This is a genomic window from Serratia sp. SA088 (assembly GCF_049065515.1).
GTDB classification, from domain to species: domain Bacteria; phylum Pseudomonadota; class Gammaproteobacteria; order Enterobacterales; family Enterobacteriaceae; genus Serratia; species Serratia nematodiphila.
Window position 1 is genome coordinate 256,315 of the sequence record NZ_JBAKGW010000008.1, and the last position, 14,116, is coordinate 270,430.

At 59.6% G+C, this 14,116-nt stretch carries 12 protein-coding genes; 9 read left to right on the forward strand and 3 right to left on the reverse strand.

All coding sequences use genetic code 11. The features are described from left to right. Window positions 1-9: 9 nt before the first annotated feature. The gene (gene hemB / locus ACOWVD_RS20300; protein WP_004934463.1) at window positions 10-1,032 is read left to right on the forward strand and encodes a porphobilinogen synthase; all 1,023 of its coding nucleotides are present in this window, start codon (window positions 10-12) and stop codon (window positions 1,030-1,032) included. 45 nt (window positions 1,033-1,077) lie between these two features. Here hemB and rfaH read toward each other — a convergent pair whose 3' ends face one another. Then, window positions 1,078-1,566, reverse strand: coding sequence for a transcription/translation regulatory transformer protein RfaH (gene rfaH, locus ACOWVD_RS20305; RefSeq protein WP_004934466.1), 489 nt, complete (start codon window positions 1,564-1,566; stop codon window positions 1,078-1,080). 244 nt (window positions 1,567-1,810) lie between these two features. Here rfaH and pepE point away from each other — a divergent pair, with 244 nt between their 5' ends. From pepE to fre, 3 genes are all read left to right on the forward strand, one after another. Continuing rightward, the gene (gene pepE, locus ACOWVD_RS20310; RefSeq protein WP_033631520.1) at window positions 1,811-2,536 is read left to right on the forward strand and encodes a dipeptidase PepE; all 726 of its coding nucleotides are present in this window, start codon (window positions 1,811-1,813) and stop codon (window positions 2,534-2,536) included. A gap of 62 nt (window positions 2,537-2,598) precedes the next feature. Further along, window positions 2,599-4,119 (forward strand): 4-hydroxy-3-polyprenylbenzoate decarboxylase, encoded by a 1,521-nt coding sequence (gene ubiD / locus ACOWVD_RS20315; RefSeq protein ID WP_015376309.1) that lies wholly within the window; start codon window positions 2,599-2,601, stop codon window positions 4,117-4,119. A gap of 50 nt (window positions 4,120-4,169) precedes the next feature. Continuing rightward, window positions 4,170-4,871, forward strand: a complete 702-nt coding sequence (fre, locus tag ACOWVD_RS20320; protein WP_004934474.1) for an NAD(P)H-flavin reductase — start codon at window positions 4,170-4,172, stop codon at window positions 4,869-4,871. 172 nt (window positions 4,872-5,043) lie between these two features. On the opposite strand, the gene fadA is transcribed toward fre, so the two are convergent. Both fadA and fadB read right to left on the reverse strand, forming a co-directional pair. Beyond that, a complete protein-coding gene (gene fadA / locus ACOWVD_RS20325; protein WP_049241621.1) occupies window positions 5,044-6,207 on the reverse strand; it encodes an acetyl-CoA C-acyltransferase FadA in 1,164 nt (387 codons plus the stop codon). A 10-nt stretch (window positions 6,208-6,217) separates the two neighbouring features. After that, on the reverse strand, window positions 6,218-8,407 hold the full coding sequence (gene fadB, locus ACOWVD_RS20330) for a fatty acid oxidation complex subunit alpha FadB (protein WP_075685260.1): 2,190 nt from the start codon (window positions 8,405-8,407) through the stop codon (window positions 6,218-6,220). 233 nt (window positions 8,408-8,640) lie between these two features. On the opposite strand from fadB, the gene ACOWVD_RS20335 reads away from it, so the two are divergent. From ACOWVD_RS20335 to hemG, 5 genes are all read left to right on the forward strand, one after another. Beyond that, complete coding sequence (locus tag ACOWVD_RS20335; protein ID WP_197763973.1) at window positions 8,641-9,837, forward strand: MFS transporter; 1,197 nt, start codon at window positions 8,641-8,643, stop codon at window positions 9,835-9,837. A 112-nt stretch (window positions 9,838-9,949) separates the two neighbouring features. After that, complete coding sequence (pepQ, locus tag ACOWVD_RS20340) at window positions 9,950-11,281, forward strand: Xaa-Pro dipeptidase (RefSeq protein WP_004934485.1); 1,332 nt, start codon at window positions 9,950-9,952, stop codon at window positions 11,279-11,281. Further along, window positions 11,281-11,895, forward strand: coding sequence for an IMPACT family protein (locus ACOWVD_RS20345; RefSeq protein WP_004934489.1), 615 nt, complete (start codon window positions 11,281-11,283; stop codon window positions 11,893-11,895). The genes pepQ and ACOWVD_RS20345 overlap by 1 nt, the downstream gene beginning before the upstream one ends. Window positions 11,896-11,930: 35 nt before the next feature. Then, complete coding sequence (trkH, locus tag ACOWVD_RS20350; protein WP_004934492.1) at window positions 11,931-13,382, forward strand: Trk system potassium transporter TrkH; 1,452 nt, start codon at window positions 11,931-11,933, stop codon at window positions 13,380-13,382. 21 nt (window positions 13,383-13,403) lie between these two features. Continuing rightward, the gene (gene hemG, locus ACOWVD_RS20355) at window positions 13,404-13,937 is read left to right on the forward strand and encodes a menaquinone-dependent protoporphyrinogen IX dehydrogenase (RefSeq protein ID WP_004934493.1); all 534 of its coding nucleotides are present in this window, start codon (window positions 13,404-13,406) and stop codon (window positions 13,935-13,937) included. Window positions 13,938-14,116 lie beyond the last annotated feature (179 nt).

The window sequence follows — 14,116 nt, forward strand, 5'->3', positions numbered from 1 at the left end:
GAGAAAACTATGAGCTATGCATTTCCGGGCACCTTCCCTGGTCGCCGTATGCGCCGCGTGCGCCGTCACGACTTCAGCCGCCGCCTGGTGGCCGAGAATCAACTGACGGTCAACGACCTGATTTATCCGGTGTTTGTCATGGAAGGCAGCAACCGCCAGGAAGAAGTGGCCTCGATGCCGGGCGTATCGCGCATGACGATCGATCTGCTGGTGAAGGAAGCGGAAACCATCGCCAAACTTGGCGTGCCGGTGATTTCCCTGTTCCCGGTGATCGAACCGAGCCTGAAATCGCTGCATGCGGAAGAAGCCTATAACCCGGAAGGGTTGGTACAGCGCACGGTGCGCGCGCTGAAAGACGCGGTGCCTGAACTGGGCATTCTGACCGACGTGGCGCTCGATCCCTACACCACGCATGGGCAGGACGGGGTGATCGATGAGCAGGGTTATGTGATTAACGACGTGACCAAAGACATTCTGGTGCGTCAGGCGCTGTCCCATGCCGAAGCGGGCGCGGAAATCGTGGCACCGAGCGACATGATGGACGGCCGCATCGGGGCGATCCGCGATCGTCTGGAATTGCAGGGCCTGGTGAATACCCAAATCATGGCCTACTCCGCCAAGTATGCTTCCTGCTACTACGGCCCGTTCCGCGATGCGTTGGGCTCCAGCGGCAACCTGAAGGGCGGCAACAAGAAGACCTATCAGATGGATCCCGCCAACAGCGACGAAGCGCTGCAGGAGATTGCGCAGGATCTGCAGGAAGGTGCGGACATGGTGATGGTGAAACCGGGCATGCCGTACCTCGACGTCGTGCGCCGCGTGAAGGATACCTTCGGTGTGCCAACCTTCGCTTATCAGGTGTCCGGCGAGTACGCCATGCATATGGCGGCGATTCAGAACGGCTGGCTGCAGGAGCAACCTGCGGTGATGGAATCGTTGATGTGCTTCAAACGCGCCGGCGCCGACGGCGTGCTGACCTACTTCGCCAAGCGTGTCGCGCAGTGGCTGCACGACGATGCGATGCGTCGCTAAGCGCAAAATGAGCCAACAAAAAGGCGCCTGAGGGCGCCTTTTGCATTACATCTTCTGGAACTGTCGGTTGTCGATGCTTTGACTGACCTGCTTGTTGATCAGGTTCAGCAACAACATGGAACGCGCCTCGCCGTCCGGTTCGGTGTAGATCGCCTGCAGCCCTTCGAACACGCCGTCGACGATCAGAACGGTATCCCCTGGCTGTGGGGTTTCCGGATCGACATAGGTTTCGCTGGCGTGCGTGCGCAGCTCATCGATCACCTTGCTCGGGATGACGCTCGGCAACGCGCCGAAACGCACGAAGTGGCTGACGCCACGGGTGGCGCTGATGGTGGTGGTGTGAATGCGCTCCGGATCGAACTCCACAAACAGATAGTTGGGAAACAGGGGTTCGCTGACCGCGATACGCTTACCACGCACGATCTTTTCCAGCGTGATGATCGGGCTGAGGCAGTTTACCTGCTGCCGCTCCAGATGTTCCTGCGCCCGCAACAGCTGACCGCGTTTGCAATAAAGTAGATACCAGGATTCCATAATTTCACATGCCTTTCTGCCAGCCGGTAAGCATATCAAAAGCTATTCCGGATACATAGTGATGCAAGTTTCAGTGTGTAACATCACCTATCTCTATGAATCTGCGGCTATTAGCGAGGGGTCACACACTTATCGATACGGTGCTGGTATAACAGAGGGCTAAAAATTTGTTACCGTCACAGTATGGCAGGCGCTGCGCCGCCGGCTGTGACGCTATTCATCGTTTTGACCGAGAGGGAAAGAAATGGAGCTGTTTCTGTTGAGCAACGGCAAGCTGTCTGGCGAAGCCGAGCTGCTGGGGTACGCCAAAAGCCAATTGCTGGCGATGATTGCGCGTCGCGGCATCAAATCCGCCGTCTTTATCCCTTACGCCCTGATCCGTTACGACTACGACCAGCGTGCGCAGGAGCTGGCGCAAACGCTGGGCATTGAAGTCACCAGCATCCATCACGCGGCTTCGCCGGCGGCGGCGATCGCGCAGGCGGAGTGCATTTTGGTCAGCGGCGGCAATACCTGGTTGCTGAACCAAATGCTGCACGAACAAGGCCTGATCGTGCCCATCCAGCGCGCGGTGCGCGAGCGTGAAGTGCCTTACGTCGGCTGGAGCGCCGGTTGCAACGTGGCCACGCCGAGCATTCGCACCACCAATGACATGCCGGTGCGCTGCAGCGTGGTGCTGCCGGCGCTGGGGCTGTTCCCGGTGCAGATCAACCCGCACTACATCGACGCACATATCAGCGGCCACATGGGCGAAACCCGTGACGAGCGCCTGGCGGAGTTCTGCGCGGTCAATCCAAGCGAGTCGGTGGTGGCGCTGCGTGAAGGTAGCCTGCTGCACGTTGAAGGCAATGCGCTGCGTTACTTCAGCGCTAACGGGCAGGGCTTCAAGGTGTTCCGCCACGGTGAGGAGACGCGTGAATATCAGGATACGCGCGCGCTGGCTGCGCTGGTGCCGTTCAACTGCGGCTGAGGGCCACCCGGCGGCGGGCGGCGTTAACAAAATTGCAGCAACAACCGTGAAGAGGGCTTATAATGCCCTCCCCACTGGCCGTTATAATGATCAGCATGAAATACCGTGACTTACGCGATTTCCTCTCGTTGCTGGAGAAGAGAGGGGAACTAAAACGCATCAGCCAGCCGATCGATCCTTACCTGGAAATGACGGAGATTGCCGATCGCACCCTGCGAGCGGGCGGTCCTGCACTGCTGTTTGAAAACCCGAAAGGGTATGACATGCCGGTGCTCTGTAACCTGTTCGGCACCGCCAATCGCGTGGCGATGGGCATGGGGCAGGAAGACATCAGCGCGCTGCGCGAAGTCGGCAAACTGCTGGCGTTCCTCAAAGAACCGGAGCCGCCGAAAGGCTTCCGCGATCTGTTCGACAAAATGCCAAAGTTCAAGCAGGTGCTGAACATGCCGACCAAGGTGCTGGGATCCGCGCCTTGTCAGGAGCAGGTATGGCAGGGTGACGATGTCGATCTCAGCCGTATTCCGGTGATGCACTGCTGGCCGGAAGACGCTGCGCCGCTGATCACCTGGGGGCTGACGGTGACCCGCGGCCCGCATAAGGAACGGCAAAACCTCGGCATCTATCGCCAGCAGGTGCTGGGCAAGAACAAAGTGATCATGCGCTGGCTGTCGCATCGCGGCGGCGCGCTGGATTATCAGGAGTGGTGCCAGGCGCACCCGGGCGAGCGTTTCCCGGTCGCGGTGGCGCTGGGCGCCGATCCCGCTACCATCCTCGGTGCGGTCACGCCGGTGCCGGATACCCTGTCTGAATACGCCTTTGCCGGGCTGCTGCGCGGCAACAAAACCGAAGTGGTCAAGTGCCTTTCCAACGATCTGGAAGTGCCCGCCAGCGCCGAAATCGTGCTTGAAGGCTATATCGAGCCGGGTGAAATGGCGCCGGAAGGCCCCTACGGCGACCACACCGGTTACTACAATGAAATCGACCAGTTCCCGGTGTTCACCGTTACCCACATCACCCAGCGCCGCAACGCGATCTACCACTCGACCTACACCGGCCGCCCGCCGGATGAGCCGGCGATCCTGGGCGTGGCGCTGAATGAAGTGTTCGTGCCGATCCTGCAAAAGCAGTTCCCGGAAATCGTCGATTTCTATCTGCCGCCGGAAGGGTGCTCGTACCGCCTGGCGGTAGTGACCATGAAAAAACAGTACGCCGGCCACGCTAAACGCGTGATGATGGGCGTCTGGTCGTTCCTGCGGCAGTTTATGTACACCAAATTTGTTATCGTCTGTGATGATGACGTCAATGCGCGCGACTGGAACGACGTGATTTGGGCGATCACCACACGAATGGATCCGGCAAGGGATACCGTTCTGGTGGAGAATACGCCGATCGACTATCTGGACTTCGCCTCGCCGGTTTCCGGCCTGGGTTCGAAGATGGGGCTGGACGCCACCAATAAATGGCCGGGTGAAACCGATCGCGAATGGGGCCGTCCGATTCAGATGGATGAAAAGGTACGTGCGCGCGTCGACGAAATCTGGGATGAGCTCGCAATCTTCAGTGACAGGGAACCGACGTTATAGTGTCAGGCCCTGTTCTCAGCTTTGCATTGATGACCCGACAGAGGGAACGCATGACAATATTGAGCTGTAAAGTGACCTCGGTAGAGGCCATTACCGATACGGTTTATCGGGTACGTCTGGTGCCCGAACAGCCGTTTTCTTTCAAGGCAGGGCAATATCTGATGGTGGTGATGGATGAGCGCGACAAGCGCCCGTTCTCACTGGCATCAACCCCGACGCAGCAAGATTACATCGAGCTGCATATCGGCGCTTCTGAGCTGAATCTGTACGCCATGGCGGTGATGGATCGCATCCTGAAAGAGCAGGCGATCACCGTTGACGTGCCGCATGGCGACGCCTGGCTGCGGGAAGAGGGCAGCCGTCCGCTGGTGCTGATCGCCGGCGGCACCGGTTTCTCTTACGCGCGTTCAATCCTGTTGACCGCGCTGGAGCAGCAACCCGATCGCGACATTTCAATCTACTGGGGCGGGCGTGAGCTGAAGCACCTGTACGATTTGAGTGAGCTGGAAGCGCTGTCGTTGCAGCATCCGAATCTGAAGGTGATCCCGGTGGTCGAGCAGCCGGAGGCTGAATGGCGTGGCCGCAGCGGCACCGTGCTTAGCGCGGTGCTGCAGGATTTCGGCACGCTGGCGGAGCATGACATTTACATCGCCGGGCGTTTCGAGATGGCGAAAATCGCCCGCGAGCGTTTCTGCGCCGAGCGCGGCGCGCTGGAAGCGCATATGTTTGGCGACGCGTTTTCGTTTATCTGACCGATGTGATGCGCGGTGAACGGGGTGGCCGAGGGTCGCCCCGTTTTTATTTGGGCGTCGGCAAACTTCAGGCATAAAAAACCCGCCCCTGACAGGCGGGAAGAACGGCAACTAAACTTGGCGGGATGCCGCGATTTGAAGTGGTAACGCGGTCATCCCAAGATAGACACAGCTAAACGCGTTCAAAGACGGTGGCGATGCCCTGGCCCAGGCCGATGCACATGGTCGCCAGGCCGAACTGCGCGTCGCGACGTTCCATGTTGTTCAACAGGGTGGTCGAGATGCGGGAGCCTGAACACCCCAGCGGGTGGCCGAGCGCGATGGCGCCGCCGTTCAGGTTGATCTTGTCGTCGAGGCTGTCCATCAGCCCCAGATCCTTGATGCACGGCAGCGACTGGGCGGCGAACGCTTCGTTCAGCTCGAACAGATCGATGTCCTGCACGCTCAGACCGGCACGTTTCAGCGCCAGCTTGCTGGCCGGCACCGGGCCGTAGCCCATGATGGACGGATCGCAGCCGACGACCGCCATCGAGCGGATGCGGGCGCGGGCCTTCAAACCGAGCGCTTTGGCGCGCGATTCGCTCATCAGCAGCATGGCGGAAGCGCCGTCCGACAGGGCGGAGGAGCTGCCGGCGGTGACGGTGCCGTTGACCGGATCGAACGCCGGGCGCAGGGCCGACAGGCTTTCGACGGTGGTCTCCGGGCGAATGACTTCATCGAAATCGTAACGGGTCAGCACGCCGTCGGCGTCGTGGCCGTTGGTCGGTATGATCTCGTTTTTAAAGTAACCGGCCAGCGTCGCCGCATGCGCGCGCTGGTGGGAGCGCGCGGCGAACTCATCCTGCATCTGGCGACTGATGTTGTGCATCTTGGCCAGCATTTCGGCGGTCAGCCCCATCATCCCGGCGGCTTTGGCCACGCTGCGGCTCAGGCCCGGATGGAAATCCACGCCGTGATTCATCGGCACATGGCCCATGTGTTCCACGCCGCCGATCAGGCTGACGTGCGCGTCGCCCACCATGATGGCGCGCGCCGCGTCGTGCAGCGCCTGCATCGAAGAACCGCACAGGCGGTTGACGGTCACCGCCGGCACGCGGTGCGGGATCTCGGCCAGCAGCGCGGCGTTGCGGGCGATGTTGAAGCCTTGTTCCAGCGTCTGCTGCACGCAGCCCCAGTAAATGTCATCAATCTCGGCGGCGTCCAGCGCCGGGTTGCGGCTCAGCACTTCACGCATCAGGTGAGCGGAGAGATCTTCGGCGCGTACCTGGCGGAAGGCACCGCCCTTGGAGCGGCCCATCGGCGTGCGTACGGCATCAACAATAACTACGTTTTCCATCTTTATGACCTCATGCCGGTTGGCGGGTAGCGACGTCGGACAGCGGTGTCGCCACCGGGTAGTAGCTTTCATTGCGTTCGGCCTTGGCGCGCAGACCGGCCGGCACCTGGTACAGGGCGCCGAGGTGTGCGTAACGCTGGGCCAGCTCAACGTAGTTGGCGGTGCCGAGCGTATCCAGGTAGCGGAACGCGCCGCCGTGGAACGGAGGGAAACCGATGCCGTAGACCAACGCCATATCGGCTTCGGCCGGGCTGGCGACGATATTTTCTTCCAGGCAACGCACCACTTCGTTGATCATCGGGATCATCATGCGCGCGATGATTTCTTCGTCGCTGATGGTCTGGCGCGGTTGGCTCACTTCGGCCAGCAGCGCATCGGTCTGCTCATCGTTGTCCTTGCGCGGTTTGCCTTTGCTGTCCTGGCTGTAGCGGTAGAAGCCCAGTTGATTTTTCTGACCGAAGCGCTGGTTGTCGAACATCACGTCAATGGCGTCGCGGTAGTCTTTGCTCATGCGATCCGGGAAGCCGGCGGCCATCACGGCCTGCGCGTGGTGCGCGGTGTCGATGCCCACGACGTCGAGCAGGTAGGCCGGGCCCATCGGCCAGCCGAACTGTTTTTCCATCACTTTATCGATTTGACGGAAGTCGGCGCCGTCGCGCAGCAGCAGGCTGAAGCCGGCGAAGTACGGGAACAGCACGCGGTTGACGAAGAAGCCCGGGCAATCGTTCACCACGATCGGCGTTTTGCCCATGCGGCTGGCGTAGGCCACCACTTTGGCGATGGTGTCATCGCTGGTCTGTTCGCCGCGGATGATTTCAACCAGCGGCATGCGGTGCACCGGGTTAAAGAAGTGCATGCCGCAGAAGTTTTGCGGGCGCTTCAGCGATTTTGCCAGGTGATTAATCGGAATGGTCGAGGTGTTCGACGCCAGAACGGTGTCTTCACCGATCAGGCCTTCCACTTCCGACAGCACGGCGGCTTTCACCTTCGGATTCTCGACGACCGCCTCAACGATCACCTGCGCGCGCTCGATGCCGGCATAGTCCAGCGTCGGCTGAATGGTCGACAGCACCTGCGCCATTTTCAGGCCATCCAGCTTGCCGCGCTCCAGCTGCTTGTTGAGCAGCTTGGCCGCTTCGCTCATGCCCAGCGTCAGCGACTTGTCGCTGATGTCCTTCATGATCACCGGTACGCCTTTCAGCGCCGATTGGTAAGCGATACCGCCGCCCATGATGCCGGCGCCCAGCACCGCCGCCTGTTTTGGCGCATCCACATTCTTGGCCAGCTTTTTCGCCTGGCCCTTCACGAACTGATCGTTAAGGAAGATGCCGACCAGCGCGCGCGCTTCGTTGGAGCGGGCCAACGGCACGAAGCTGGCGGTTTCCAGTTTCAGCGCTTCATCGCGGCCCAGCTTGGCGGCGGCTTCAATGGTCTTCACCGCGGTCATCGGCGCCGGGTAATGTTTACCGGCGGTCTGCAGTACCATGCCTTTGGCGGTGGTGAAGCTCATCGCCGCTTCAATCGGGCTGAGTTTCAGCGGCTCCAGCTTAGGTTGACGCGCGGCGCGCCAGTCCAGCTTGCCGTCTATCGCCTGTTGCAGCATGTTGAGCGCCGCTTCGGCCAGTTTTTCCGGCGCCACTACCGCATCGACCAGGCCGACTTTCAACGCGTCTTTGGCGCTGACGTCTTTGCCGGCGGCGATGATTTCCAGCGCGCTGTCGTTACCCAGCAGGCGTGGCAGACGGACGGAACCGCCGAAGCCCGGCATGATGCCCAATTTGGTTTCCGGCAGGCCGATGCGCGCGTCCGGCGAGGCGACGCGGAAATCGGTCGCCAGAATGCATTCGCAACCGCCGCCGAGCGCATAGCCGTTAATGGCCGAAATGGTCGGTACCGGCAAATCTTCCAGCCGGTTAAAGACGTTGTTGGCGAATACCAGCCACTCGTGCAGCTTTTCAGCCGGTGCGGCAAACAGAGAAAGGAATTCGGTGATATCGGCGCCGACGATAAATGCGGCTTTGGTGGAGCGCAGCAGCAGCCCCTTGAGCTCAGGCTGGTTTTCCAGCACGGTGAGCGCCTCGCCCAGGCTGGCGACGGTGCGGGTGTCCAGCTTGTTGACCGAGCCTGATGCGTTGAACACCAGCTCGGCAATGCCGTTATCGAGCCAGTGCAGTTGTAATGTTTCGCCTTGGTAGAGCATGTCTATCTCCTGAATCAGCGTATGATCTGGTATGACCAGATGAAGAGGAGTGTGGTTTTTATGTTAAAAATATGCAAATGAGAGATTGCATATTTGCTGGTCTGATCACATCTCACCAAGTTAGTGTTTTGATTTAAAACGGAGTTATATTTTATGTGCTATCGGCATTTGCTGGAGTTTGTCGGCCCTCATACACTTGCTCGCAGCGATTGATCATTCAGACGAGGTAAGGCATGACTAAGGCGGCTTGTGCCAAACGCAGCGGCTTATGGAGCATTCCCGCCAGAACCATGACGCTGGCGTGTCTGTTGGTGTTTATGGCGCAGATGGCGACGACCGTGTATCTGCCTTCGCTGCCGACGGTGATGCGCGAGCTGGCGATGAGCCGGCGCGCCACCGAGCTGTCCATTTCGATCTTTGTCATCGGCGCTGCCTTGCCGGTGTTGTTCTGGGGCGCGGCCGCCGATCGCTTTGGCCGCCGAGCGCCGCTGACGCTTTCCCTGCTGCTTTTCATTGGCAGCAGCGGACTGTTGGCGCTGTGCAGCAACGGTACCCAATTACTGGCGCTGCGTGCGCTGCAAGGTGTGGGTGCCGGTGGTGCGGCGATCATTGCGCGTATCATCGTGCGGGATAACTGGAGCGGTGATGAGCTGGCGCGCCGTCTGTCGGTGCTCTCCATCGCTTTCATCACCGCGCTGGGCGGGGGGCAGTTTATCGGCGGCCTGCTCAGCCAATATTCGCACTGGCAGATGGGCTTCGTCCTGATGGGCGCCACCGGTTTGATCATTCTGGCGCTGATGGCGACGCTGCCGCTGGAGGCGGGACGGGCAGGGGGCGTGCGCCCGGCGATGGCGGCAACCTACTTTGCCATCCTGCGGCGGCCGGGGTTCTTCTGGCCGGCCTGCGTCGGCGGATTGGGCTTCGCCACCACGGTGACATTGCAGGAGGTGAGTCCGTTCGTCATGCAGCAGGGTTTTGGTCTCAACGTCACGGCGTTCGGTGCCCTGGGGCTGGTGATCGGCGTCGCCTACTTCAGCGGGGCGCTGACAGTGAACCGCACGGTGGCGCGTGTCGGCGGGAAAAAACTGATGCAAACCGGCAGCGGTATCGTGGCTCTGGCGACGGCGGCGATCCTGCTGTTGTGGTGGAGCGGCATTCTGGCCGGCCTTTCCGGTATGGCGCTGTTCATCGCGCTGTATTGCCTGACCATTTTTGGCCAGGCGGTGCTGTTTCCCAACAGCATGGCGATGGCCGTCAGCGATGCCAAAGAGTACGGCGCTTATGCGATGGCGCTGTGTGGCTTTCTGCAGCAGTGTCTGGCGGGCGTCGCCGCGGCTGGCGCGGTGTTGTTGGAACACCATGGCCTGTGGGCGCTGGCGATAGCGCTGCTCGGTTTGGGCGGCTGGTTAATGGTTAAGCTGCGGATGTAACGGCATTTGCAGGGAATTGCGAGCTGCTCCGCATGCCCAACGCGATGAGGTTGGTGCGCCGGAGCGCTGTGTTAAGATGACTTCTTTCGTGCTAAGGCATAAGGGTACTGTGATGGAAACGCTGGCTTCTTTGTATAACGACCACCTGGCAGAGCTGCAAAAACGCGCGCGCGAAGTGCTGGAGCGCAACAAGTTGGATGCGCTGCTGATTCACTCCGGTGAGCTGCAAAAGGTATTTTTGGACGACCATAGCTATCCGTTCAAAGTGAACGCGCATTTCAAAGCCTGGGTGCCGGTGACGTCGGTGCCGAACTGCTGGTTGTGGATCGACGGTGTCAATAAGCCGAAGCTGTGGTTCTACTCCCCGGTCGACTACTGGCACAGCGTAGAGCCGCTGCCGGACAGTTTCTGGACCAAATCCCTTGAATTGATGCCGTTGGCCAACGCCGACGCCATCGCCCAGCAGCTTCCGCCGCAGCGCGAGCGCGTGGGCTATATCGGTTATGCGCAACAGCGCGCACGCGATCTCGGCATTTCTTCTGAAAACATCAACCCGAAAGCGGTGTTGAACTACCTGGATTTCCACCGTTCTATCAAAACCGGCTACGAGCTGGCCTGCATGCGCGAAGCGCAGAAGACGGCGGTAACCGGCCATCGTGCGGCGCATGAGGCGTTCCTCTCCGGCATGAGCGAGTTCGACATCAACCTGGCCTACCTGACGGCGACAGGCCACCGCGATACCGACGTGCCTTACGACAACATCGTAGCGCTGAACGAACACGCTTCGGTACTGCACTACACCAAGCTGGATCATCAGCCGCCGGCCGAACCCCTGAGTTTCCTTATCGACGCCGGCGCGGAATATAACGGCTATGCCGCCGATCTGACCCGCACCTACGCGGCGCAAAGCGGCAGCGAGTTCGCCCACCTGGTGAAAGATCTCAATGGTGAACAGCTGGCGCTGATCGACACCATCAAGCCCGGCGTGCGCTATACCGACTACCATGTGCAAATGCATCAGCGCATCGCCAAGTTGCTCAAGAATCACAAGTTGGTGAACGGCCTCAGCGAAGAGGCGATGGTTGAAACGGGTATTACCACGCCGTTCCTGCCGCACGGGCTGGGCCATCCGCTGGGCCTGCAGGTGCACGACGCCGCCGGCTTTATGCAGGACGAGCAAGGCACCCATCTGCCGGCGCCGTCCAAGTATCCATTCCTGCGTTGCACCCGCGTGTTGCAACCGGGCATGGTGTTGACCATCGAGCCAGGTCTGTACTTCATCGAATCTCTGTTGGCGCCGTGGCGCAGCGGTGAATTCAAGCAGCACTTCGCCTGGGATCGCATCGATGCGCTGAAGCCGTATGGCGGCATCCGTATCGAAGACAACATCGTGATCCACGAAAAGCGCATCGAGAACATGACGCGCGATCTGAACCTGGCCTGATGCGGCCTTACCCGATACCGGCGGAAGCCACCTGCTTTACCGAAGAAATAAAGAAGAGCCGTTTTATCACCCTGCTGGCGCCGACCAGCGGGGTAGAAGCGGCAAAGGCGTTTATTCAGCAGGTGCGGGATGAGCATCCGGCGGCGCGACACCATTGTTGGGCTTTCGTCGCCGGCAGCCCCGATGATTCGCAGCAACTGGGGTTCTCAGACGACGGAGAGCCGTCGGGCACCGCCGGCAAACCGATCCTCGCGCAGCTGATGGGGAGCGGCATCGGTGAAGTGACCGCCGTGGTCGTTCGTTACTATGGCGGCGTCAAGCTGGGCACCGGCGGGCTGGTGAAAGCCTATGGCAACGGTGTTCAGCAGGCGTTGAAGCAGTTGGCGTTGGCACAAAAGGTGCCGGAAGCCGAATATATCTTGCAGTGCGACTATGCGCAGTTGGCGTTGGTGGAGAACTTGCTGCAGCAAACCGCAGGTCGGATCCTGCAGGGCGAATACGGCGCCGCCGTCGTGCTGCATCTGGCGTTGCCGGCCACCGAGGTCGAACTGTTTGGGAATAAATTGCGTGATCTCAGTCGCGGTAATTTGCAATTAACCCCCATTTCGCAATAATTCCTCCCAATTGAATTGCTAAGGATCGTGCTGAAATGCATTTTCGCGCCATAACCCGTATCGTTGGTCTGCTGGTCATCCTGTTCTCCGGGACGATGTTTATTCCCGGCCTGGTGGCATTGATTTACCGCGATGGGGCGGGGCGCGCGTTCAGCCAAACCTTCTTCGTGGCGCTGACCATCGGTCTGATGCTGTGGTGGCCGAACCGCAAACAGAAACACGAGCTGAAGCCCCGTGAAGGCTTCCTGATTGTCGTGCTGTTCTGGACCGTGCTGGGCAGCGTGGGGGCATTGCCGTTCCTGTTTTCGGAACGGCCCAACTTGTCGCTGACCGACGCCTTCTTTGAATCCTTCTCGGGATTGACGACTACTGGCGCAACGACGCTGGTGGGGCTGGACTCGTTGCCGAAGGCCATCCTGTTCTATCGCCAAATGCTGCAATGGATGGGCGGGATGGGGATCATCGTGTTGGCGGTGGCGATACTGCCGATACTTGGCGTCGGCGGCATGCAGCTGTATCGAGCGGAAATGCCCGGGCCGCTGAAAGATAACAAGATGCGTCCACGCATCGCCGAAACCGCCAAAACCCTGTGGCTAATCTATGTGTTGCTGACCGTCGCCTGTGCGCTGGCGCTCTGGGGAGCCGGGATGTCGGTGTTCGACGCGATCGGCCACAGTTTCTCGACCATCGCCATTGGCGGGTTTTCTACCCACGACGCCAGTATCGGTTATTACGCCAGTCCGACTATCAACACCATCATCGCCGTGTTCCTGCTGATTTCCGGCTGTAACTACGGCCTGCACTTCGCTTTGCTAAGCGGCCGTAGTCTGAAGGTGTACGGGCGCGATCCTGAATTCCGCATGTTCATCTTCGTTCAGTTGACGCTGGTGGTGGTATGCACGTTGGTGCTCTGGGGACATGGCGTCTATAAGAGCGGTATGGAAACGCTCAATCAGGCGTTCTTCCAGGTGGTATCGATGGCGACCACGGCCGGTTTTACGACCGACAGCATCGCCAAGTGGCCGCTGTTCCTGCCGATGTTGTTGCTGTGCTCAGCGTTCATCGGCGGCTGCGCCGGCTCGACCGGCGGCGGCCTGAAGGTGATCCGTATTCTGCTTCTGTACCTGCAGGGCTCGCGCGAGTTGAAGAGGCTGGTGCACCCCAACGCGGTCTATACCATCAAACTGGGCAACCGCGCGCTGCCGGAACGCATTCTGGAAGCTGTATGGGGATTCTTCTCCGCCTATGCGCTGGTGTTTATCGTCAGTATGCTGGCGATCATTGCCACCGGCGTTGACGATTTTTCCGCGTTCGCCGCAGTGACGGCAACACTCAATAATCTTGGCCCCGGCTTGGGCGTGGTGGCGGATAACTTCACCACGATGCCGGCGGCGGCCAAGTGGATCCTGGTGGTGACGATGCTGTTCGGGCGCCTGGAAGTGTTTACATTGCTGGTGCTGTTCACGCCAACTTTTTGGCGTGAGTGAGCCTGATATAAGGAGTACGCCATGAAGGCATTGATACTTTATTCGAGCCGTGACGGGCAAACACGTGCTATCGCTTCTTATATAGCAAGCAAGTTGCAGGACACGCTGCGTTGTGAGGTGATTGATCTGCTGCAGGCGGAACAGGTCGACCTTAGTCAGTACCAGCAGGTGATGATCGGTGCTTCTATCCGTTACGGGCACTTTAATCCGGTACTGGATAAATTCGTTAAGCGCCATGCCGAACAGCTGAATAGGATGCCGAGCGCCTTCTTCGCCGTGAACCTGACCGCGCGTAAACCGGAAAAGCGCTCGCCGCAAACCAACGCTTATACCCGCAAGTTCCTGCTGGCCTCGCCGTGGCAGCCAAAACAGTGTGCGGTGTTTGCCGGCGCATTGCGGTATCCGCGCTATCGCTGGTTCGACCGCATCATGATTCAATTTATTATGCGTATGACGGGCGGTGAAACGGATACCAGTAAGGAAGTGGAGTACACAGATTGGCAGCAGGTCGATCGTTTCGCCCAGGAATTTAGCCAGATCCAGTACGAAAAGTGACAAAAACGCGGGTTTGGCCAGCGTTTTGCCGAAAAAATCCGCGCTTGAAAAGTTTTTTGCAATTAGGGGTTGCGGCCTGCCGAGAACTCCCTATAATGCGCCTCCACTGACCGGGAACAACGACTGACAAGCCGCCGGGTCAGCGAGAAGAAAGCGAAATAAACGCTTGACTCTCCGGG

Coding starts and splice junctions, on each gene's coding strand:
- hemB (WP_004934463.1), top strand. CDS start 10: ATGAGCTATGCATTTCCGGGCACCTTCCCTGGTCGCCGTATGCGCCGC.
- rfaH (WP_004934466.1), bottom strand. CDS start 1,566: ATGGAATCCTGGTATCTACTTTATTGCAAACGCGGTCAGCTGTTGCGG.
- pepE (WP_033631520.1), top strand. CDS start 1,811: ATGGAGCTGTTTCTGTTGAGCAACGGCAAGCTGTCTGGCGAAGCCGAG.
- ubiD (WP_015376309.1), top strand. CDS start 2,599: ATGCCCTCCCCACTGGCCGTTATAATGATCAGCATGAAATACCGTGAC.
- fre (WP_004934474.1), top strand. CDS start 4,170: ATGACAATATTGAGCTGTAAAGTGACCTCGGTAGAGGCCATTACCGAT.
- fadA (WP_049241621.1), bottom strand. CDS start 6,207: ATGGAAAACGTAGTTATTGTTGATGCCGTACGCACGCCGATGGGCCGC.
- fadB (WP_075685260.1), bottom strand. CDS start 8,407: ATGCTCTACCAAGGCGAAACATTACAACTGCACTGGCTCGATAACGGC.
- ACOWVD_RS20335 (WP_197763973.1), top strand. CDS start 8,641: ATGACTAAGGCGGCTTGTGCCAAACGCAGCGGCTTATGGAGCATTCCC.
- pepQ (WP_004934485.1), top strand. CDS start 9,950: ATGGAAACGCTGGCTTCTTTGTATAACGACCACCTGGCAGAGCTGCAA.
- ACOWVD_RS20345 (WP_004934489.1), top strand. CDS start 11,281: ATGCGGCCTTACCCGATACCGGCGGAAGCCACCTGCTTTACCGAAGAA.
- trkH (WP_004934492.1), top strand. CDS start 11,931: ATGCATTTTCGCGCCATAACCCGTATCGTTGGTCTGCTGGTCATCCTG.
- hemG (WP_004934493.1), top strand. CDS start 13,404: ATGAAGGCATTGATACTTTATTCGAGCCGTGACGGGCAAACACGTGCT.